The sequence below is a fragment of the Gimesia chilikensis genome (assembly GCF_007744075.1).
GTDB lineage: Bacteria > Planctomycetota > Planctomycetia > Planctomycetales > Planctomycetaceae > Gimesia > Gimesia chilikensis_A.
The window spans coordinates 7,013,607-7,038,243 of record NZ_CP036266.1 but is presented as its reverse complement, the minus strand read 5'-3'; the positions used below and the strand labels follow the sequence as shown (position 1 = coordinate 7,038,243).

General features: G+C 47.0%; 10 protein-coding genes. 9 read left to right on the top strand and 1 reads right to left on the bottom strand.

Going from position 1 to position 24,637, the window contains the following annotated elements; translation table 11 throughout:
• The first annotated feature begins 7 nt into the window (after window positions 1-7).
• From HG66A1_RS26540 to HG66A1_RS26525, 4 genes are all read left to right on the top strand, one after another.
• Window positions 8-3,991, top strand: coding sequence for a glycosyltransferase (locus tag HG66A1_RS26540; protein ID WP_145191384.1), 3,984 nt, complete (start codon window positions 8-10; stop codon window positions 3,989-3,991).
• 46 nt (window positions 3,992-4,037) lie between these two features.
• Window positions 4,038-5,789: a hypothetical protein gene (locus HG66A1_RS26535; protein WP_145191381.1), complete on the top strand. Its 1,752-nt coding sequence runs from the start codon at window positions 4,038-4,040 to the stop codon at window positions 5,787-5,789.
• Between the two features lie 121 nt (window positions 5,790-5,910).
• Window positions 5,911-6,639 carry a glycosyltransferase gene (locus tag HG66A1_RS26530; protein WP_145191378.1) on the top strand — a complete coding sequence of 243 codons (729 nt, stop codon included), beginning with the start codon at window positions 5,911-5,913 and terminating at the stop codon, window positions 6,637-6,639.
• A gap of 90 nt (window positions 6,640-6,729) precedes the next feature.
• A complete protein-coding gene (locus HG66A1_RS26525) occupies window positions 6,730-8,469 on the top strand; it encodes a hypothetical protein (protein WP_145191375.1) in 1,740 nt (579 codons plus the stop codon).
• A gap of 66 nt (window positions 8,470-8,535) precedes the next feature.
• Here the strand turns inward: HG66A1_RS26525 and HG66A1_RS26520 are convergent, their stop codons facing one another.
• Window positions 8,536-9,285 carry a hypothetical protein gene (locus HG66A1_RS26520; protein ID WP_145191372.1) on the bottom strand — a complete coding sequence of 250 codons (750 nt, stop codon included), beginning with the start codon at window positions 9,283-9,285 and terminating at the stop codon, window positions 8,536-8,538.
• Between the two features lie 472 nt (window positions 9,286-9,757).
• On the opposite strand from HG66A1_RS26520, the gene HG66A1_RS26515 reads away from it, so the two are divergent.
• The 5 genes from HG66A1_RS26515 (at window position 9,758) to HG66A1_RS26495 (ending at window position 24,602) form a co-directional block, all read left to right on the top strand.
• Window positions 9,758-10,495 carry a hypothetical protein gene (locus HG66A1_RS26515; RefSeq protein ID WP_145191369.1) on the top strand — a complete coding sequence of 246 codons (738 nt, stop codon included), beginning with the start codon at window positions 9,758-9,760 and terminating at the stop codon, window positions 10,493-10,495.
• A 100-nt stretch (window positions 10,496-10,595) separates the two neighbouring features.
• A complete protein-coding gene (locus tag HG66A1_RS26510) occupies window positions 10,596-19,346 on the top strand; it encodes an RHS repeat-associated core domain-containing protein (RefSeq protein WP_145191366.1) in 8,751 nt (2,916 codons plus the stop codon).
• Window positions 19,347-21,162: 1,816 nt separating this feature from the next.
• Window positions 21,163-21,657, top strand: a complete 495-nt coding sequence (locus HG66A1_RS26505; protein WP_145191363.1) for a class I SAM-dependent methyltransferase — start codon at window positions 21,163-21,165, stop codon at window positions 21,655-21,657.
• Window positions 21,658-22,033: 376 nt separating this feature from the next.
• A complete protein-coding gene (locus HG66A1_RS26500) occupies window positions 22,034-22,729 on the top strand; it encodes a hypothetical protein (RefSeq protein ID WP_145191360.1) in 696 nt (231 codons plus the stop codon).
• A 382-nt stretch (window positions 22,730-23,111) separates the two neighbouring features.
• On the top strand, window positions 23,112-24,602 hold the full coding sequence (locus HG66A1_RS26495) for a class I SAM-dependent methyltransferase (protein ID WP_197996825.1): 1,491 nt from the start codon (window positions 23,112-23,114) through the stop codon (window positions 24,600-24,602).
• The last annotated feature ends 35 nt before the right edge of the window (window positions 24,603-24,637 follow it).

Sequence of the window (24,637 nt, the reverse complement as noted above, 5' to 3'; positions counted from 1 at the left end):
TAAAAAAGTGAAACGGATTGCTGTGATTTTCGATAACCGACCCCGCCCGGAAACGACAGGACTTTACTGCCGTAGGGCACTTGGAGAGTTAGTTTGCTCCGGTCAATTGGCCGAAGTAGAGCATTTTACTCCGGATGAATACGATGCTATTCCCAGACAATACTTCGATCTCTTTCTATTTGTCGATGATGGTTTGATTCAGCAGATCCCAGAGCATCTTAAGCCAGCTGCATGGTGGGCCATTGACACCCATCTTGAATACGAAAGAGCATTGATCCTGGCACAACAGGCTGACTGGACTTTCGCAGCACAGAAGCGTGGGGTCTTAAAATTAGTGTCAGACGGGATTGAGAACGCATCCTGGTTACCACTGGCCTGTGACCCGGAGATTCACGGAAAGCGAAAAGTCGATTTAAGGTACGATCTGGCGTTTGTCGGAAATGGTTTTCCCGGTGAACGTGAACGCCTACTTTCGCTGATTCAGCATCGGTTTCCAAAGACTTTTGTTGGCAATCGATATCTGGATGAAATGGCCGAAATTTATTCAGCCTCAAAAATTGTATTCAATCGATCGTTACTCGATGATCTCAATATGCGAGTTTTTGAGGGGCTGTGTAGTGGCGCCTTGATGATTACAAATTCGTTACCGGAATCATCGGGGCAGGCTGAATTGTTCCAGGATCAGAAACATCTAGTTAATTATTCCAATGACGATCAGTTATGGGAAGTGATGGAATATTATCTACACCATGATGCAGAGCGTTTAAAAATAGCAGAAGCGGGACGCCAGGAGGTCTTGCGGGCACACACCTATCGCCATCGCATGGAATCGATGCTGAATGCTATTAGCAATACTACTGAAATGCAAAAAGAACTGGCAGTTCCCGGCAACCAAATGAATGAATCATCAGTTGTGTTACGTTCCTCGATTCAGACAAAAGCGAATGATTATTTTGAACATGACCGCGCCGATGTCCTGGCAATGATTCCCGAAACGGCTCGGAACATTCTGGAAATTGGCTGTGGCGGAGGTAGGCTGGGAGCATCAATAAAACGTCGTCAAGCTGCACATGTCACAGGTGTGGAATACGACCCAGTTGCTGCTCAACGTGCACGAAAGAATCTTGATGAGGTATTAAACGGCGATATCGAATCCGGTAGCATTAAGTTCGAAAATAATTCGTTTGACTGTATTGTCTGTGCCGATGTTTTGGAGCATCTCCGTTCTCCAGAAACTGTATTAGCTCTCGCCCAAGAGTGGCTGAAGCCGGATGGTTGTCTAGTCACAAGTCTCCCCAATATTCGAAACCATACAATTATCCGCTCTTTGCTGGCGGGTAACTGGACCTACGAAACTGCCGGCTTACTTGACATTGACCATGTTCGTTTTTTTACGCGGAGGGAAATCGAAAAACTCCTCTATCGGACAGGTTTTTCCGTAGAAGAGATGAAGATGGTAGGGGGAGAGGGATATCAGGATTGGGTGAACCAGGGAAGTCCGATTGAACTTTCGATTGGTGGGTTACAGATTCGGGCCGCCTCTGTAGATGAGGCAGCTGAGTTTTATGCATATCAATACCTCACGCGTTCAGTAAGTCGAAATAAATGGAAAGGAAGTAAGACTTCCATCATAATCGTCACCCATAATCAATTTCAGTTTACGAAACAGTGTGTAGAAAGCATTCTACTCAGAACAGATGAGCCGATTGAACTGATATTCGTCGATAATGCGTCCAGTGATGGAACTGCTCGATATCTGCAATCAATTGCTGGTGCAAAAGTGATTTGCAATGAGAGCAACCGAGGTTTTCCAGCTGCAGTAAATCAGGGAATCGAACTCGCCACAGGTGAGTCTATTCTGTTGTTAAATAATGACACGATTGTGTCTACTGGCTGGTTGGAGCGGATGCTCAATGTTCTGTATTCCTCCGATCAAATTGGTCTGGTTGGCCCTGTTTCAAATCAGGTCAGTGGTCCTCAGCAGATTGCCGTCAATTATCGCCATGTTAATGAGCTGGATGGATTTGCCTGGGATTGGGGGCAGGTAAATCGTGGAAAGGTACTAGAAACAGAACGACTGGTTGGTTTTTGTTTATTGATAAAAAAATCAGTGCTCGATCAGATTGGTGGCCTGGATGAGAGATTTGGGGTAGGGAATTTTGAGGATGACGATTTATGCCGCCGTGCCCGCGGGGTTGGCTATCGGACCTTGATCGCGATCGATAGTTTTGTGCATCATTTCGGAAGTGTTTCGTTTCAGGGAGCAGGTTATAACCTGGGACAGATCCTACAGGAAAATCAAAAAATTTATCAGCAGAAATGGGACTCACCAAGTAGCGGCTCAACTGGAACTGTAAAGCCAACCGAATTTAAGCACACGCAAGTCACATCAGGAAAAGACAGGCCTTTATTTACAGTCGAACAAACTGCACAGGGGCTGAAATTACAGCCCAATCAAATCCGATTATCCGCTTGTTTAATTGTAAGAGATAATGAAGAAACGATTCGTCCCTGCTTAGAGACTCTGAAGCCATGGGTTGATGAAATCGTTGTAGTCGACACGGGATCACAAGATGCAACTCCTGATATTTGTGAAGAACTGGGGGCACGAGTTTTCCACTGGCCCTGGCGGGATGATTTTGCAGCCGCTCGCAATGAATCAATAGATCATGCACGTGGTGAATGGATCTTTTGGATGGATTCGGATGACACTTTACCCGAGCATTGCGGCAGGCAGTTGCGCGAACTGGTCGATGGTCCTCATCCGGACGAGATGATGGGGTATGTCGCCCAGGTACATTGTCCCGGTAAGGAACCATCGGATATCACTGCTGTGGACCATGTTAAACTTTTTCGGAATCGTCCTGACTTACGGTTTGAGTTTCGAATTCACGAACAGATTATTCCGTCCATACGCAGGGCGCAAGGGGAAGTAGGCTGGACCGGTATTTATGTCGTACACTCGGGTTCTGATCAATCACAGCAAGGAAGAGCCCGGAAGCTAACACGGGATTTTAGATTGCTGGAAAAAGAATTGAATGATCGTCCCGAACATCCTTTTGTTTTATTCAATCTGGGTATGACTCACGCTGATGCAGGGCAATATGAATTAGCCGTCGATTATCTGACACGTTGTATCAATGTTTCGGGCCAAGCTGAATCTCATCTCTGTAAGGCGTATGCACTGCTCGTCAATGCGCTATCTCAATTGGATCGACGACAACAAGCATGGGAAATCGTTAAGGATGGTCTCAAGCTGTTTCCCGATAATAAAGAATTATTATTTCGACTGGCTCTGTTAGATCATCAGTTTGAAAGATATCAAGAAGCTGCTCATACATATCATCGAATTCTGGATGAGGAAACCGAACGAAGTTTTACGAGCGTTGATCAAGGGATTGCCAGTTTTAAGGCGCGCCATAATCTGGCGGTGGTCTATGAAGACTGGGATCGCTTTCCAGAAGCGGAAAATCAATGGCGGATTCTGACGAGTGAACACCAAGAATACTTTCCTGGATGGCGCGGTCTTGGCGAAAATCTGTTGTCGCAGAATAAAAGTAAGAAGCTGAGGCAACTACTTCAAGGTGTCCAGTCTAGAAACGACCTTCAGTCCCTGATTCACTATTTTGAAGGGAAACTCGCCATCCTTTCTGAAGAGTATGATCAGGCAAAACTACATTATGAACTTGGACTACAGATTGATCAAAACAATATTCCACTACTAAATGAAATCTGCCGTTGGCACTTCGAATGTGGTAACCCCATCGATTCAGAACACTATTTACAGCGATTGATTTCCGTTAACCCTGATGATCCTGCTTCATTTGCGAATTTAGGAGTCGTCTTGATGCAGCAGGGTAAATATGAAACGGCCGCACACGCGTTTGCGGAATCTTTGAAATATCGTCCGGATCGTCCAGATGTCGTTCAAAATCTGGAGTACTGCCAGAAACATTCAAGCCAGAAAATATCAGCTACTAATGGCAATTAAGTTTAGAAGTTGTGAATCGAAATCTTCCAACAAGGAATTATAACTAGTGTCAGATTCAAAGCACATAAGCTTGACTTCTCGCGGAGTGGCACGTGATGAAAATGACCATAAACACCTAAGACATGCGCGCGAGAGAACAGTGGGATTCCATGTGGGGAGATATCTCCAGCCTCCGCCGATGATCTTCACGCGTGACGGACATAATCTGTTCTTTGGCGACATGTATCGGGGCCGATCTGCGTTTTTAATTTGCTCTGGTCCTTCATTAGTCAAAAATGACCTGGAGAAACTCAACACGCGAGGTGTATTAACTTGCGCGGTGAATAACGCTGCTACAATTATCCGTCCTCATTTATGGTGTAGTGTTGATGATCCTACTCACTTCCATGATGTGATCTGGCGAGACCCGGCCATCTTGAAATTCGTCCCACTCTGTCATATGGAAAAACAATTTGCGGTCAGGGATGACTCCGGACAATTACAACCGTCTATTCAAAAAGTTGGAGATATGCCTACGGTTTTTGGTTACCGTAGAAATGAAGATTTCCAACCTGAACGCTGGTTGTATGAAGATACATTTAACTGGGGGAATCATTCAAAGAAAGCGGACTCTCAGGGAAACAAGGGCTCTCGCTCTGTGATGTATATTGCAATACGCCTTCTATTTTATCTGGGTATCAGACGGATCTTTCTACTGGGCTGCGACTTTCGCATGGAGTTTGGTCAGCAGAATTATGCATTTGACCAAGACAGGTCGAAGTCATCAGTCAATGGGAATAATTCTTCATACCGGATTTTGAATACACGATTGGAACAATTGAAACCACATTTTGATAACGAAGGATTGGAAATATTCAATTGCACCAGTCCCAGCGGTTTAAAAGCATTCCCGCATATGCCTTATGATGAGGCGATTCATTTAGCCACTACTGATACACCGGAGGCGATTGATACCGCCGGGATGTACGATCGCAAAGGGTGGAATCAGACAGTGATTTCTCCCGAGGGGAATACGGTGCCGATGGTCCCTGAGAAATTTCATCCCACCGGAGTCCCAACAACCACAATCGTACTTAATCTCCATTCAGAAGATATTTCAATACTAAAAAAATCCCTGCCAACATGGTGGGAGCGATATTCCTGGTTACTCAAAACGAATATTTTTGTACGTGGAAATTCTAGTGTCCTACAGGAATGTCGTCAGATGAAAGAACTGCGATTAGCCCGGTTCATTCAATTTCAGGAATCACCACTGGAAGATCATCTGGGATTATTTTTAAATGATCTCAAGGAACAAATTCGCACACAATGGATCCTCTTAATGGACCCAACTGCCCGAGCGAGTGAAACTGGTAACCGTTGGCCCCAGGCACGCTGGTTTCAACCATCCGGGGATAAACAAAATTCCCCAATTATGGTCGCTCATCCCTGGAACTACCTCAAGCCTCCGGATTTATTAGTTCGATTTGAAAAATGGTTAATGGAATCAGGCCGGTCAAACAGTAACACACCTCGATTTTCTAAGGAATATCTTCCGGAGGGGGGGCGTGTCGAGCTACCTACCGTTTCAGAATGGTTCTGTTGGTTTAATACAGACTGGCTACGGTCCGCTATCCCATTAACAAATGATTGCTTTCCAGATTTTCTCAAGGGCATCCATCCAGTTCGATTTTTGCATCTTTGTGCGATGTATCAAGAACAATCTGTTGTGACTGTGAATATGAAAGAACATGGCTGGAAACATCACTTTAAGAGTAAACCTGCCTCAGCAACCTTGGTTAATGCTGAAGTCGATTGAATGGAAATCAAGATTGACACAACAATTTGAATTTAGAGAGCGCGAGTGTTTTATGAATTCCTAAATTCTCTTATGAATGGAAGATAAATGTGAAATGCTATCTGAGACAAGGATGTAATTTGTGAACTTTGAAATTGTTACCCATTGTTGGCGTTATTGGCGCTGTTTGACATATCAGGTCGCAACGATTTTCCATCACCCTCCGCCCAAAGAGATTAATCTCATACTCAACGTGGTCACCAGTCAGGAAGATCACGCAACCTGTCGTCGTTTGCAGGAATTGGAAACATTGCCCTTGCCGGAAAATGTTAAAATTAAAACGACATTACTTGAGAAAGAACGATTGTTTAGACGAGGGATAGGCCGCAATCAAGTGGCGCTGGAAACTAAAGCTGATGTTGTCTGGTTCACGGATTGTGATTATCTCATTCATGGAAGTTCGCTACATGATGTAATGCGGTTCATGGCTCAACCAGATCATAAATTTATCTATCCGAAACGAGTTTATGGAACAACTCACGAAACCGGTTATGACTTGATTCAGGAAGCGAGCCAATGGCAAGGGCCTCCTGAAATTATCCGTGAACATTTCACCGAAGTCATGAAGTTAAATCGCGCCATCGGTGGCGTGCAGATCGTCTCAGGGGATCTTTGTCGAAAATATGGATATCTGAAAGATTCTAAAGAATGGGAGAAGCCAGCTTCGAGATGGAAGAGGGCTTATGAAGACGTCCATTTCCGCAAGCTATTAAATCGAGAAGGGCATAAGGCGAGAAAGGTCAAAATAGCCGATGTTCTACGAATTCGGCATCCTGTGGCAGGGCGGGATGATCCCACTGTCGAGCTTTAACTTTGAGACCCTTGTTTTCTCGCATAAACGTGAAGGACAAGAATTCTATGTGTTTTAGGGACGATTTTTTATAGACCGGTACAATACTGAATGAAAATTCAAGATCATAGCTCAAATAATAATATTTCATTTACAACCATTGTTGGCGTCGACGAGCATCACGTCAAAGAGTTGGAATTGGTATGGCCGACTTGGAAGCGTTTTAAACCTGAGCTACTGCAAAATCCTTTATTGGTTGTATGCGACGGGAGTATTCCCGTTTCTGATTGGAATTGTAAACTAAGATTTCTTGACCATCCGGATATGCGTCGCGTGCAATGGGAGATGCCAGATTGTTCGCAACGAGAAAAAATGTTGAATGGGATTACCTTTGCCGTATCTAATTATGTGCAGACCCCCTGGTTTCTCAAGCTAGATACAGACACAGTTGCTACAGAAGAGAAAAGATGGATTGATCCGGAATGGTTTTCTGTAAATGATCAGGACGAGTATCCTGTTTTTGTGTCACATCCCTGGGGGTACACAAAACCCCCTGAAGCAATCGACATCTTGGATCGGTGGGCTCAGCAAATTCCTCAACTGTCTGGCTATAATGACCTGGAACTTCACCCTGAACCTGGACGAGATAAAGTGATCCATTCGCGAATCACTTCCTGGTGCTTCTTTGGTCGTACGGAGTGGGCCAAAGACATGCTTCAGTGTTGCCCGAAACGGCTTCCTGTCCCTTCTCATGACACATTTTTCTGGTATTGTGCGGAACGGCAGAACCGTTTTTATCGAAAAGTGCGAATGACAAAACATGGCTGGAAACATCTGGGACGCTACAGTTCACTAAAAAAGCATTTTCAAAATCAGGTGTCATTCGAAGTTGCCCCCAAATCAAGTCGTGGGTGTGGTTGCGGTTGTAAGAAAAAGCGTGCTTCAATAGAGACTCAAGCTATTTTGCCAATCGATACTCAGCGAGAGCAACAAGGGGTAGTTTACCTCCTTTGCGGAACTGCGCATGCCGTTAGGATGCTCACTTCAATCTGGAGCTTGCGAAAACATTATTCCGGCCCAATTATTGTTTATACAATCGGTGATGACTCTCATAAAATTGGCAAGAATCTCGCGTCAGAGCCGCGTCTGGATGTGGAGCATCGTCAGTTTCCACGTGTGATGCGCAGAAAAAATGCCGCTTTTCTAAATAAGCTTGCCATTCTGCAGGATCCTCCATTTGACATGACAGTTTATCTGGATGCGGACACTCTGGTCACGGGCTCGATTCAGGAATTATTTGAACTGCCTGAGGGATGCGATATGGTGGCTACACAATTTTCAAACTGGACGACACAAAGAAAAACAATTCGCAAACGCATCAATGCCTGGAAAGAAATCTCCCTCGAAGGGAAAACAAAACGTCGTATCGATCGATTGGTCAGAAAGGGGCTTCAAACAAGACCAGCAATAAATGGCGGTGTGTTTGGTTTGCGACGAAACGCTGAGATTATACCCAAATGGTATGACCTGGCCTTAATCGGACGTAAGACATTTATCTGTGATGAAATTGCATTACAGCTTCTTTTACACTATCACCCCCATAAGCTGCTGGACTGCCGATGGAACTGTTCTCCCATCTATGCCGGTAAGACGAAAGATGTCCGAATTTGGCATATGCATGGTAGCAAGCATCTTCGTTCACAAGCCATCAATTTGTGGTGGCCCGCTTACCAGGAAATTCTAGGAGAAAACCTGGGGCAGATCTGCGACTGGACTCCGGCCGGAGATGGACGGCTGGAACAGTATCTTGCGGAGCTGGATGGTCTGCCCCTGGCGGAAACCAGTAATTGAAAAGACTATGATCCTTTTGGTTGACAAATCAGGCCGGCCACTCCATTTGGAAATACGAATAGCTTCTTATTCGGATATGCTATCGTTTTGCGATTCTGGCTCGTTCAGTAGCAACCGGGGATCGTATTTTATGGCCTTTCGACGACCTTCATTGGTATTGTTCTTCCAGATTGTAGAGGATCGACCAATATGCTGAGTTAGAGTTGGGACATGAACAAAGTAGGGAAGTTGTCTTCGCTCACACCAGCTACCCACAATGGAATCGATATTGCGCAGTCCCTGATGAGGTCCATGATGTCGATGATTCAACACGATCAGATCACTCAAGAATTCACGTACTCCGGGATTTGAGAAAATATAAGCGAGTGCTCCCCATGTATTCCATCCTGATTTAACCTTCAGGAACCCAGAGGCATCATCACGATGATCGTGGCTGGGGCAATAAAGTGAAACAACGCCAATTTCTGTAGCCGGCCACAGGCATTCTTCAAGATACTGACGCGTGTCACGTATCATCACAATGTCGTCCTGACAAATCAGGTATGCATCAGCGTGAGGATTATCCAGGTACAGTTCGGTCAACCCCAAGTACCAGTTGGGAAAAGCTCCTAGAGTCTGGTCACGTAGAGATACAGAGGTTTCTCCTGATATATTTGCTGGGATGGAGGAACCAGGCTCAGCAAATATACGCATTTGAGCCCAGCCTGCTACTTTCAGGTTGTTGATGCTTTGGCTCAATGTCGAATTCATTCTAGGAGCCGTTGTCATTCCAACTGCCCAATTCATTGGTGCCGTTCGATGCGTTTCAACCTGCATTTCAAATATACCTTTCACTTTCTCAATCGGTATTGCTGGCGAGATACCAAAAGAATTTGAATGGACTGGTTTAATTTCAATCGATGTGTGTTTGATTTTCGGGAAGCCATAGATTCGAAACAGTGCATATATGATGACTCAAAACGAAGTTTTCCTGCATGAATTTATTTAAATTTTATTGAAACAGAAGTGCTGTTCGAGTACTATACTGAAACGATAAATACATACAGGTATTATGTTCTTGTGACAACTATTTGCGTTGGCTGTTTTGAACGACAGTTCTGTGTATTGATTCGTGTTTGTCATCCTATCATAGAAATTATGCATCGATTTTCATGATTGGATCTATTGCAAATCCCACTGACTATTAGTGTCATTCGCCTCTAATGTTCAGGCGTTGTCACAACTTTGAGCAGAGGCTGTCAGGATCATTTGCAGTAATCACTTTACTGCAATATGACAGGGAGGTCGAATGGGTGTCTTGGAATGGAATTGGGCTGTTGGGGTCACAACAGCTCCTCGCAAGTCTCCCACATTGGAGTCATGTCTGCAAAGTCTCTCCCTGGCTGGGTGGGATTCTCCCCGATTATTTGCAGAACCATTCTCAAGCAAAAGCAAGATCTTCAGTAACTACCCCTTCTCAATGAGAAGTACAACGCTAGGCGTTTTCCCTAACTGGTATCTTGGGCTGACAGAACTTTATTTGCGTATGCCTCATGCAGACGCCTATCTAATGTTTCAGGATGATGCCTTGGTGGCTCGAGATGCGCGGGCATATCTTGAAAATACTCTCTGGCCTGCTGCTGAAGTTGGTGTCGTTTCACTGTATTGCCCCAGTCGTGAACACGTTCGGGATCTAACTGGGTTTCGTGAAATCAATCGAGGTTGGGCGGCGTGGGGCGCAGTTGCTTATATCTTTTCCAATCCAGGGGTGAGACAGTTTTTGAGCGATCCCGTCGTCTTGAACCATCGCCATCATGGCCCTTCGAGTGGGGTGAGGAATATTGATCCAGTCGTGGGGAGTTGGTGCCAGCGCAATCAACTCCCTTATTTTGTCCATATCCCAACGCTCGTCCAACATATTGGGGCCACATCGACAATTAAACCCGCTAGCGGTCTTAAGGGGAATCGAGTCGCTATTGATTTTGATCCCGAATTCCCCAGGAAACATCAGAGTTTATCAGTGCAGAGTGAGACTGATACTCCATAATTCAATTCACCTAGTTCATTGGGAATGGAATAGCGAATAGACATTCGAATTGAGATTGATTCATCGGCCTCAATTTATTGAATAGAAAGAATCAGGATAAATGAGTAGCAGGAATTCTCTGAGCAATCCATCGGATGAAGGTCGGGACAAACAACAACGTCGACGCGTGATTGAAGCCAACGTGCAATCTTCTGAGACGATAGAGGAGTATGACCATCAGTCTGGCAGGCTTGTAAAACGCACGACACGTTCAAAAACAAAAGATTATAAAATCCTGGAGAACATAACTCCTGAGCAGAACATCTCGGATACACCCCCAGTTGTTAAATCGCATCCCTTACCCCGCATCACAGAGAGCCTTACTCCGAACTGGTTTCGTCTGGTTCCCGGCCAACTCAATGTCTCTGTCTTTGATGTCGAAGACGAAATCCCGTTGGAACTCGAAGAATTTGCTGGCGATTATATTCTTTCCTGTGTTTTTCGCGAACCTGAGCTCGTGTGCTGGCGATATCGTTTTCCTACGCATCAAGGGCTGTCCATGCTCACTCTTGATGCCACGCCGCACAATGGCGGTCTCAGGGTAAGAGTTGGTTTCCAGGGTGTCAAGCTGGGGCCAGTCTGGTCCGGCTCTGCACAACCGGATCTGGGGGCTCCCTGTGTATTGCAGCTCGAATCCTTCACAGATGCAGGTAAGGCACCAGAGCCATATTGGCCAAAGTCGATTACAGTTACCGCACGCATGGATGACCCTGTCTCATCTCCGGGCACGACAGGCAGTAGTTCGACACCTGGCCGATTTCTTATTTCTCCAAATCCGACTCCAGCCGAACTGGCCGTCATGGCCTTTAACGCGGGGCCAGGTGGCTCGGGTTCCAGCAGCAGCTCCGAGACCACTGACTTATCCAGTGGTAGCGATCTTTCCAGCGACAGTAGTGACCTGTCGAGCGACAGCAGCCAGAGTTCCGAATCCAGTTCCAGCAGTTCCTGCGGTTCTCCACCCGACCCTGCGACAGTAACAGTTCTACCTGTAAACGAGGAAGTAGAATACAAGTTCCAGGTGGAATCTGAATGCAACCGGACCATCTTTTACATTCCTGCCGGAGGCTCAATCGACCTGCAGCTGCTGGTTGAGTGTGAGATTCCTTCCACCGAAATCTGCGATCATATCGTCTGGACATCCCCCAATTCCGATGGAGCCGTCAGTGGCGATTACTGCGTCGGTACGGTGAGTCAGGTGGGTAACACCCCTTATGCGATAGTGCAGGCACTCTGGTGCAGTCTTTCCGGTCCCGAACTCTGGTCCGGTGTGGTCTTTTTCGTCGATGTCCCCGCAGACCAGTGCCCCACGGGAGATTGTCCTCTGCCGGGGGCTTCCAGTAATGGTGGTTCTGGTGCACTGACCAGTGGTGATGGCGCCGTTGGAGGGACCAACCCCGGGTTTAGTGGGGGCATGAATGGTGCCGGCTCTGGTGGAGGAGGTCTGGGAGACGCCGGTGGCGGATTTACGGGAATGGACTCAGGAAACTGGGCCAACAATATGATGAATGGCGTCCTGTCGGCCGGACCGGGACAGTTGAATTCCGTGGGCCAGATGAATGTCTCTCTGTCGTCAGCTCCCGCCAACCCGATCGGTTCGATAATGAACATGTCGGTTAACACCCGGATCCATACCACGGGGTCCACCGGTTTTGGCACGGCAACTTCCGTCAACCGCAAACTCTTCATCAGTAATAGTGGTACGGGGACGGTGCCTGTCATGGGCGATCGCGGCGTCGGCATGAAGTACATCAGCTCGGGCGGCGGCAGCTATACGACACCTCCGGGCAGTGCCACCTACCTGACGACTGCAGGCAGTGGTTTCAAAGAAGTCGACTCCCTCTCCAATACGAACTGGGAATATGACAGCAGTGGCACATTGACGAAGATCATTCGAGGGGGACAACCCTGGAATGTGACTCAGACCGCAGTGAATCATATTCAGGTCCCCTCGAAATTTATCAGTTCTACCGGAAAGTCAGTCGACCTCTCCTACACTACGATTCAGGGCAATCCTGCCATCTCAAGCTATACCGATTCCTCGGGACGCCCCTACAGTTTCGGCTACAGTAACGAGAATCTAGCCAGCTATACCGCACCGGGACAACCCACCCTGTCGTTTGGTTATACCGAACCCGATTCGGGGGCCGGCTATATTAAAAACATCTCCAGCCTCTCGTTACCGGGAGGCCGTAACTACCAGTATTCTTACGACGGTGATAACCGTGTCACCCGGATGATCGATCCCGCGGGCGCCATCACCACTTACACCTATTCCGGTTCGCAGCAGATTGTCACCGACGCTGAAAATCGAGTGACCACGATCACCCGGGATGCCAACGGTGACGTCACCTCCATCGTCCGCGGCGGGAAAACCTTTTACTACACCTGGTCCGATCGCATGTTGACCAGCATGCAGAATCCCGGTTCGGGCAGTACGGTTTCCTATGGGTATCGTACCACCTCTCAGGGGGTTAAACAGATCAGTTCGGTCACAAACGGGGCCGGTCAGTCTTATCAATATTCGTTCGACGCTAACGATCGTGTGAAAACGGTTGTTCTGCCGAACGGAGACCGGTCGACCATGCTCTGGGACAGCAACGGTCAGCGGACCGGCGTGCAGTCTCCTGATGGCACGCAGGTTTCGATCACCTATAACAGTACCGGCCTGCCCACGGCCGCCACGAACCAGTTGGGGCAGACGTCCTCCAGCAAGTATGACACAGATGGGAACCGGATTGCGACGACGCTTCCCTCAGGCAGTACCACATCATACACCTTCGACAACTACGATCAGCTCAAATCCGTCGTTTCTCCCCTCGGCCTGCGGACCACTTACACGCGTGATCTGGCTGGCCGGGTCCTCTCGGAGACCAATGGTCTCAACCAGACTACCAATTATTCCTACAACTCCAATGGCCAGTTGCAAACCACCTCGGACCCGCTCAGTAATACCACGGTCAACAGTTACGACATCGTGGGACGTCTGGAATCCGTTCGCACGCCACTGGGGAATAAAACTACTTACGTCTATGATCTGGTCGGCAATCGCGTGAAGACCATCAATGCCCTGGGCTATGTCACGACCGTCGTTTACGATGACCTCGATCAGCCGGTGCAGCAGATCACCCCCTCCGGTGCCACTTACGAAAGTGTCTTCAACGACGACGGCTTCAATACTGTCAACATCAACCCCCTCGGCTATCGCACGACCACCGTCTACGACGGCAGCGGCCGCACACTGGTCACCATCGATGCCGGCGGCAATCGGACCAGTTATACCTACGACACGAACGGCAACCCGACGGGAACGGAAAACCCGGACGGCGAGTCCAGCACCTCCACCTATAACGAACTCAATCAGCTGACGCGCACCACCGACGCCCTGGGTAACATCACCACCTATCTCTACGACAGCCTGCGGCAGCGGATTGCCACGATCGATCCGCTGGGACACCGCACGACGAGTGTTTATAATTCGGATGGGTTGCTCCAGGCCACCGTCAACCCACTCGGCTATCGGACTACGACCGTCTATGACGCCAACGGCCGCAGCGTCGCCACAATCAATCCGCTGGGCTACCGCACCAGCAGTGTGTATGATGCTGCTTCCCGGATGATCGCCAGCATCGATCCGCTCACCAACCGCACGACCTCGATTTATGATGCCGCCGGCCGCGCGATTGCCAGTGTCAACGGCCTGGCACAGCGGACCACAACCACCTACGATGCCGACGGGCAGGTGACTGAAACCACCAATGGCGCCAACGAATCGACCCGGTACCGTTACGATGCCCTGGGGCAGCAGACGGTGGCCATCGACCCACTGGGGAACCGCACGACTACCGTCTACGATGCGGAAGGTCGGGCCGCGGCCACCATCAATCCCTTGGGCTACCGGACCACGACTGTCTACGATCTGGCCGGTCGGTCTATCGCCAGCATCAATCCGCTGGGCCATCGAACCACGACCACCTACGACAGCCGCGATCTCGCCATCGCCACCACCGACCCGCTGGGGAACATCACCAGCTATACCTACGATGCCGCCAGTCGGCGGATCACCGAAATCGACCCGCTGGGAGAAGTCACGACGACCGTTTACGACGATCTGGGACGCGTCGTGGAAACCATCGACGCTCTCAACCAGAGTACGATCACTGTTTACGATGCTGACGGCCGATCCATCGCCACCATCGATGCATTGAACCAGCGAACTACCACTGTTTACGACGCCAATAACCAAGCCATCGCCAGTATCGACGCCCTCGATCAGAGGACAACCAGCGTCTACGACGCCGCGGGCCGCGTTACCACCGTTACAGATCCGCTCGGCGACAGCATCCAGAACATCTACGACGATGCCTCCCGGCAGATCGCCACCATCGATGCCCTTGGCTACCGGACGACTACCGTCTACGACGCCGCCAGTCGCCCCATCGTCGTCAGGGACGCGCAGAATAATCTCACCACGACTGTGTACGATGTTGCCGGAAGGAAGATCGCAACGATTAATCCATTGAACGAAATCACGACGACGGTCTATGATGACGCGGGGCGGGCCATTGCAACGATAAATCCGTTACTGGAAAGAACAACCACCGTCTATGATGCTGCCGGGCAGGAAATTGCGGTCATAGACCCATTAGGCAACCGGACAACATTAGCTTATGATGAAACTGGTCGTCAAATTACATTGACGAACGCCCAGGCAGCCGTGGCCACTACAGTCTATGATGCCGCGGGGCAGGCTGTGGCTGATATCGATGCGTTAGGGCAGCGTACAACGAGCATCTACGATGCTGCCGGACAACAGATCCGTACCGTTGATCCGCTGAATCAGATCACGACCGCTTCATATGATGCCATCGGTCAGCAGGTTAATTCCATCAATGCTGTGGGAGACATTACGACTACAGTCTACGATGCAGTTGGTCGAACAACGGCGCAGATTAATGCACTTGGTTATCGCTTTACAACTGTTTATGACGCCGTAGGTCAGGTCACCAGTTCTATCAGTCCACTCAATCAGGTGACCTGGACCACCTATGATGCTGCCGGTCAAGCAATCAGTAACACGAACCCCTTGAGTCAGACAACAACCACGGTCTACGACCCCGCCGGTCAGGCGATTGCTGTTATCAACCCGGAACTGGAGCGAACCACGACTGTTTATGACAGTCTTGGCAGGGCTGTTGCATCGCTCAACGGTCTGGGAGAACGGTCGACCATGGTTTATGACGCTGCCGGACGTGAGATTGCCAGTATCAATCCGTTGAATGAAATTGCGACGATGAGTTATGACGCTGCCGGGCGTCGCGTCGCTGATATGAATCCGTTGAATGAAATTACGACCACAGTCTATGATGCTGCCAGTCGGGTGATCGCCGGCGTGAATCCGTTACTGGAACGGACGACGACTGTTTACGATCAGATCAACCAACCGATTGTTGAAATTGATCCTCTGGGAAATCGAACAACCATAACTTATGATGTCATCGGTCAACAGATCAGAACCATCAACGGAAACGCAGAGATTACCACCAGTATTTATGATGCAGCAGGTCAGCAGACTGCTATAATCAATGCTTTGGGGTATCGTACGACCAGTGTCTACGATCCGGCAGGACGTGTGATTCGCGTGCTCGATGCTCTGAATCAGATCACGACTACCGGATACGATGCAGCGAGCCAGGTGATCACTTCGATTGATCCCTTGAATGAAATCTCAACAACCGTCTACGATGCAGCAGGACGTACCGTTGCTGCAGTCAATCCTCTAAATGAAATAGTCACATCAGTTTATGATGATGCAAGCCACGTAATCGCCTCCATCAATCCGTTAAATGAAATCTCAACGATGATTTATGATTCAGCAGGACGGGTTGTTGAGAATATCAATCCATTGGGAGAGGTTACCACCACTGTTTACGATGAGGCCGGCAGGAGTATCGCTGAAGTCAATGCAAACGGTTATCGAATGACTCATGTCTACGATGCGGCTGGCCGGATGATTGGCTTAGTAGATGCCAATAACAATCGCACGACATTCCAGTACGACGCGGCTGGTCGAGAGATTGTGACGACCAACCCGCTTAATGAACGCGAAACCATGGTCTATGACGCAGTTGGACGAACGAGTGTTCGCATTGATCCCAATGCTGTGCGGACTTCATACATTTATGATGCCGCTGGACGGACAACACAACGTCTTTATCCAGACGGTACACGCATCACCTGGACCTACGACGCTGTTAGTAACCCGCTGGTGATTAACAGTAGCGAGGGAGCTTTCACTCGGACTTATGATCTGATCAATCAGGTTCGGTGTGTGGCCTGGCCAGCAGGTGAGCGGGTTACCTGGGGCTATGATCCCGTAGGTCAACGTTCCACGCGTACTTTGTCAACCGGCATTACGACTTACAGTTACGATGCCCGTGGTCAATTAACGACACTGCTCAACGAACAGAATGAACGAACCAGCTTCACCTACGATGCCGCCGGACGCTCCATCCAAAAACAACTGGCGAACGGCACCCGCACCAGTATGGTCTATGATGCCGCCGGTCGGGAAACACAGATCACACACTTTACTTCCGGCAACACGGCTTTCTCATCCTTTGCCGACTCTTACAATGCAGCCGGTAACCGGACGCAACGTGTGAATCTGGACGGAGACGTCACGACGTGGACTTACGATTCGACATCGCAGGTGGTTTCGGAACGCTATACTGATTCATTGGGAACGACTCTGACGACGTTTGCTTACGATCCGGTGGGCAATCGCCTGGTGGAAAATGCTGATTCCGCGATCACCACCAGCTCCTACGATGGCGCGAATCGCCTGCAGGTTGTTGAAGAGACAGCGGGGCTGACCACCTACAGCTACGACGGCAATGGTAACCAAAGTTCTAAAGAGACTCCCGCGAACGACATTACCACTTACACGTGGACTTACGAAAACCAGATGGCGGGGATCGAGTTACCTGACAACAGTCTTGTGACTTACACGTATGCTCCGGTGAACCGTCGGAGTATTGAGCTACGGCTCTCAAAAGAGAGCGACGCTGGCTTCATAGCCTATCTCTGGGACGATCAGAACATCATCCTGGAACAGGATGATGTAGGGACGGTGGAAGCCGAGTACACGGTGCAGCCGCAGGCGTTTGGCAACTTGATCAGCCAGAAACGGGATACGGAGAGCAGCTTCTACCACTTCGATCCGCTGGGCAGTACCCGTGAGTTGACCGATGAATCAGAAACGGTAATCGATACCTATCACTACAGTGTATTTGGCGAAGTCAAAACGAGCACGGGTACGACGGAGAATCCCTATCAGTGGGTGGGCGAACAAGGTTATTACAGTGACTCCGAAAGCGGTCTCTACACTCTCCGCCGACGCTCCTATGACGCCAGTGAAGGCCGATTCAATTCTGAAGACTCCATCGGTTTTTCGTCTGGAGATAACAACATATATCGTTACGTCGGTAACAATGCTGCAACGGATACCGACCCTAGTGGTCTGGTACCTTTCAATACCGGTGTACAAGAGATTTTTGATGATCGAAGTAGTAGTCGTAAGGAAAAACTCGGTGATGACGAGTTTAACTGGGTAACCTTCCGTGATTTTTATAATCAGCCTCGTTCTTCAAAACCGGTCATCGCTAAAAGAATTAAGTGCAAGTGTTTTCTCGGAAGAGAACAAACACATAAATGGTTTTTCGCGACAGTTAACGAAGGGGAATCAGTGTCATGGGCCTGTAACAAAGTTTGTAATGAAAAAAGCAAAGGTATGGGAGGCTGGGTTAACAAGTGGGAAAATGCGAGAGCCCAACAAGAGTCTGATACTTGTGCCGGTTTTGGAGAAGGTCTGATATTAGGATCCGCTAACCTAATAGTCTCTTTTTCATTTGGGTTCTGTGGGAAAGAACTCCAGGAAGATTACCTATCAAAATGTACCGCCGCTCAAGGATGGACACAAACGATTAGTGTTGGCGCAGCTGGTTTGGCACGTGAAACCATAATAACCCTGCTTGGGATTAAAGCAGCAGCTGCTGCTATCCAAGGGAGCCGAACTGGTCAAGGTGTGTGTGTGGCTGTAAATTCTTATGAATTGTATGGAGTAGGAGAATCTGCACTTGCGGTACTTCAATCCGAATCAATGACAGACGCATTAATAAATGCAGGTTTCCTGACACTAAACTTGATAGGTATCAATGGAACGGTCAGGGAGACAGCCCAATCTTTTCAGGATTTAAAACGCGCTTTACAATCTGGAAAGTATAAATTGGAAGTAAAGCTGAAAGGTATAAAAAAGTCGGCTCCTGACGCTGATGACTTGGCAAGGTTGGATAAAAATGGAAACAATAGAATTGATCATACGGAGGCAGGTGAGTTTGTAGGTACACTCAATGGTCGAAAGGTCTACAAGGAAGAAAATGGAACCTTGTGGGCTTGCACGGAATGCGATAAGTTTAAGCCTGATGATGCTGGAGGGGGAAACGGAGATTCCTGTAATGTGGGAGGGAAAGCTGATAATGAGGCGGGGGGGATTGATGTACCTACTCCAAATCATCCTGTTCCTAAAATTCCTGATTCTCCATCAACAAGTCCAGGACCTGATTGGACATGGCGTGGAAAGCCTGGTGAACCGATAGGCGGTGACAAAGGTGCATGGTACAATCCCACAACTGGCGAAACTATGCATCCTGACCTTGATCACGCACCACCAGTTGGTCCACATTGGGATTGGCGTGACCCCGACGGAAATTTTTGGAGACTTTTCAATGATGGTAGAATAGAGCCAAGGAAATGAATAATGAATAGCCCAAATGAGGACGACTGGAGAATCACAGGACAGGAAAAATACCTTGACGGAGCAGTTCTTGAATTACGTGAATATTTTCCACCAAGCGCTGAATGGGAGCATGACCATTGCGAGTTCTGTTGGTCCAAGTTTTGCCGGTCTAATGAAGCAGAATGTCTGCACGAGGGATATGTTACAGAAGATGGTAAACATTGGATTTGTAGTAACTGCTTTAAAGATTTTCAGGATCGCTTTCATTTCTCTCTAAAGCAGATTTAGTGCCATATTCCTAGATAGAGTAAATGTCATTCCACAATCCTAAGAATTTACTAAATGTTTGTATGCGAGGACATCTTGATGTGATTTGTGAGGATATCTCTTTCTAATTAATAATATAGCCTACAGACTGTATGGACAGATGTGTGCTGAGGTTCTTGGCTCCACGTTACGGGGTATTAATTACCTCGACCTACGATGAATTCAGTAGTATGGGCTTTTCTTTTTTGATCGCTACAAAACGTCTAGTAAGCGGGCACAGAGTTTGAACTTGGATGAAAGAACATGACCTAAACCTTCAATTTGACCTCGCAAATGATTTTGAAGTGTTTGCCGATCCGCTGAGGACGACTCTTGCAATGTTAATATATGATCTCGTTGGCAATTACTGAATGAAAGTACGGATTCCGCAATTACGTCCAGTATCTAAATTAGTGCGAAAGGTGGCGGGGTTCTGAAGGAGCTGGGGAGCTAGTACCTTTGATTGCCATAAAACAGCAACTAGCGTTCAAAAGAAAAGCTGATGAGTTCATGACGCGTTTGTGTGAGCTTACTATAATCAGCGCCGCTGGAATTAGGTATCCCGAAAATAGCCCGGTCAGTTGTACTTTTGCCCCGGCAAGAATTACACAGTTAATCTAATAACTATGTTCGGAATAGCAAATGTGAATGAATTAAATATTACATTGAAAACTCGGCTCTATTTCCCTGATCTCATCAATCAACCGAATTATCGAACTGCACTGGAAGTGGGGGTATATGAGGGGAAGTATGCCATTCATTTTTTAGAGATGTGCCCGCAACTTTCCATAACGCAGGTTGATGCATGGATGGAACTGGGGGGTAAAATCCTTATGATCCAGAGACTGTTTTTTCTAAAGTATTAAAGATACAAGAAAAGTATGGAACGCATCGAGTACGGATTGTTCGTGAGCGAAGCCCTGGCGATTCTTTGAATTCACAGATTGAGAATCTACTATTTGTTTAATCAATAGCAATGCTGATCATAGTTATGATGCTGTGGTCAAAGACATTCATGCTTGGTGGCCTAACGTGAGAGTTGGAGGAGTATTTGCAGGACATGATTATAACAACCGGGGCAATAAACAAGTCAGAAAAGCTGTCGATTCCATTTTTAAGAATGCGAATGTCACACAAGAGCGCTGTGCGTCCAGGTGGATAATGAAATCGCCTGAAAATTTAAAGAGATTAATAAGGTCCGCACGTCAGTGTCAAGCAGTCTACTGTAAAGCTGACCTGCTAAATCGATTCCAATGAGTGTGCTGAATGAATTTATGGTCGGACACTCCCATACTTTCTAAAAGAGTAAATACACAAATTATACTTTCAGTAAAATGGTCATTTATTTGTGGGATCACAAAAAAAAGTTGCTCTTATTTACCCATTGCACATCTGGCCTGGAGTTCACGGATTAATTATGTGACGAGAGATCTGAATGCCGAAAATTGATGACCTCTCCTGTTAGCTGTAGAACATCAAAATTACTCATAATTAATTTTGCAGGTTACTAAACTCAACTGGATTATTGATGAACGAATATTGGGAGCAGAGAAAAGACCTGAACTATTATAAGCAGGTTAATCGGTGGCTTCAGGAGCTGACAGAATATAAATCTCTGATTGATGTAGGCTCAGCGGACACACCTGTTGCCACATTTGGAGAGTTCGAAAGTCGAACGGCCATCAATTACCTACCATTTCCGCAGTTGGGAGGTGTTACGTGCATTCAAGCTGATTGGATGGAAACAGATTTGAAAGCAGATGTCATTACCTGTTTACAAGTTCTGGAACACTTCGAGGCTGACTATTTAAAACGTTTTGTCGAAAAAATTTTCCGTAGTTCAAGAGTGGCAATTCTTTCTGTTCCTTATCTGTGGCCAGAAGGGGCCTGCGAAGGTCATAAGCAAGACCCGGTTAACATACAGAAATTTTTGCAACTGACAGGTAGGGAACCTGAAAGAATCACCATTGTAAAAGACGGTACCCGTGAAAGGCTGGTCTCACTATTCAAAGGAGATTTGTAAAACGCATCAGCAGGTCTTTGTGAGGTCTTGAGATTTCGATTTGATCCCTGTCTCATGTTTTTCATCAAAACATCTTTCCCTAAGCACAACATGAAAAGAATTTTGATCAATGATGAAAACGATCAAAACAATTTTCAACATTCTTTCCTGAATTTGAGTTTGACGGCTCGGTACAGTTATTTCATGATGAGTGTTGATCACACTTGTCTCTCCATTCTACTCCATCCCATCGCAACTCAACATTGGTGGTCATTAGACCCTCATTCTAACTATACGATTGTAAAATATTAATATTTTACGTCTGGAATCCTCCGTACTCTTCTATACAATTGTTCTGATTGCTGCGAGTTGCCTTTTAATTGATCAGGAGATCCAGATGTCGGAAGCAAATAACAAGATACTGTTGACCGGAGTTTGCTACGTTCATCGTTTACTGGAAGAGCGTTTTGCGAACCCGCAAAGAAACTATATTAGAGATGTACATCCGGACTTTGATTCGAATAAGGTGCTGTTTTTTCGTAACGATATTTCAAAACGATTCTTATTCACTGATTTTCATGGCAGAGTTTCTTCCATCAAAACCGAAGCGAATAATCTTCCCGAATTGCTGGCACTCTATGAAGAAAAATGTGAGGCCATGTATTGTGTCGGGGCCACTGGAATCAATAGTCTCGATGTCGCTAACCTCAAGGCATCAGACTATTGGAAGATGAGTACATTCTGGTACTTTTTGTTTGATGAAAACTGGAATCCTCGTACTGCTGAAAAGTGGGAAGAACAGCGTGATCAGGTTCTCATTACCCTGCTCAAACGATTTCCTAAACTCAAATTCATCTTCTATCAACCGGGATGCATGAAGTGGTGGTTGAAGCAGAACCTGCCTACCGATCGAATGCTGTACTGGAATATCGACTGGGGAATGTCTGTAAGTGATTATGAAGAGATCAAACGAGAGTTGGAAAAGAAGGGGATCAAAGGTGGCCATCGCTTTCCGACGGAAGAGAGTTACAGTGAATTGTGTGACATGATTCTACTGGACTTGGAAAAGGGAAAATGGTTCAACTTGATTTAATGTAATGCTGAGGTTCAATGAAACAGTGTTTGATTCAAGTGCCTTATCGGTTACTTGAGGCTTCTCAGAGTGAGAAGTTCGCTTAAAGACTCATATTATATGTGCTCTCTCTATTCAGCTTACCCTTCTGATATAGTTCCTGAAAGATAGCGGTTTTAGGTAGCGAATGTTTTTAACTAAAGTGCAGAAAGAACAGCTGTGTCTCCAGTGTAACCAACGACGAGACCATCTGTGTCGGCGGTATAGTAAAAACTGGAAACGCCTTGTCAACGAGCGTCAGAGTTGTCCGGGCTGGTCCAACGTAAAAGTGTTGCCTCCAAAATATACTCCCATTCAAAATCTGGCGATTGTATCCTGCCATTTCAATCCTTGTGGATTTAAGATGCCCGTCGAAAACTGTAAACGATACTTGGATGAAATCGGTTATCCCGTGACGCTGGTTGAACTTTCATTTACCGGAGAATTCCAGTTCGAAGAGTCAATAAAAATCAAGGGTGACATTACCAAGTCTAATATGTGGCAAAAAGAACGTCTGATTAATATTGGGATTTCAGCTCAACCTCCGGAAGTTGACGCTGTTGCTTGGATCGATGCCGATGCAATTTTCCAGAATCCGTACTGGTATGAGGAAACCAGGCAGTTATTGAGTGAGCACCCCATAGTACAGCTTTATAGTCACATCGAGTATTTGGATCCATATGGTCATGTAGATCGCAAATTGAACAGTTGGTCTTATAACTATCATAATAATATTACAGATCGATATGGAACTCCAGGACTCGCATGGGCTGCACGCCGTGAAGTTATTTCAGATGGTATTTATGACCAGGATATTGTCGGTGGTGGAGATTCACATCTGATAGCCAGTTGGATTGACCGAACAGAATGGGTCGAGAAGAAGTATCTGGCTCTGAGACGCCCTGCTGCTGGATTTGCTGAGTGGAAACAGCGGCAGTTACCACGCGTCAATGGTGATATTGCCTGTTTATCAGGAACGATCAAGCATCTTTTCCATGGATGCAAATCCAATCGGCAATACACCGAGCGCTTGGATATATTGCATCGCCACAACTTTGATATTGATGACATTAGAGTCAATGAGGAGGGAATCTGGGAATGGGCCAGTAATAAGCCCGGATTACATCGTGATGTGGCTAATTATTTTTTCGATCGGAAAGAGGATGAAATTCTTCCGAACAGACAACCCCAGAGAGTCGCAAAAATGGAACAGTACAATACCAGCTATTACGACAGAAAATATTCACGTGGAGATTTTAACTATGATCCAGTTCGACATCATAAATGGCTTAAAAATAATTTGATCGAACGATTCAATCTGAGAACTGGAGATATTTTACTTGATCTGGGATGTGGTAAAGGACTACATGCTTCTTTATTAGCCAGTGAGGGACTCCAAGTGTTTGGAATTGAACCTTCACGTGAAGGTATTAAAGGAGCCATAGATCGAAGATCAGATGCAATTTTTATCTGCGCTGGCGCATCTGAGCTGTCAAAATATTTTGACAAACAATACTTCGATATGATCTTTTGCAGAGGAATGTCTTGGTTTCATCGGGAATTGGACCAGGTCTGCCCTTCGACCGGTGTGAACGTATCGGAAAAAATTGAGGGATTTTTTCGATTTATTAAACCGGGAGGACTGTTTGTATTGCAGATCTGGACTGACTTTTCAGGCAGCAGGCCTGCCAATGATATTCATAACAATCGTCTCGCAGACTACATCAAAATATTTGCTCCCCACGGTGAAATTATTCATGTTTCCAACTGGGATGGAGTGGCTCTGGTCAGTGACGAGCAGGCTGAACAGGAAAAAGGGGGGATTGTCATTGCCACTCGTAAGCCGATGGCATAAACAAAGGTCTAAGAATTAAACAGTACTTATTTCGA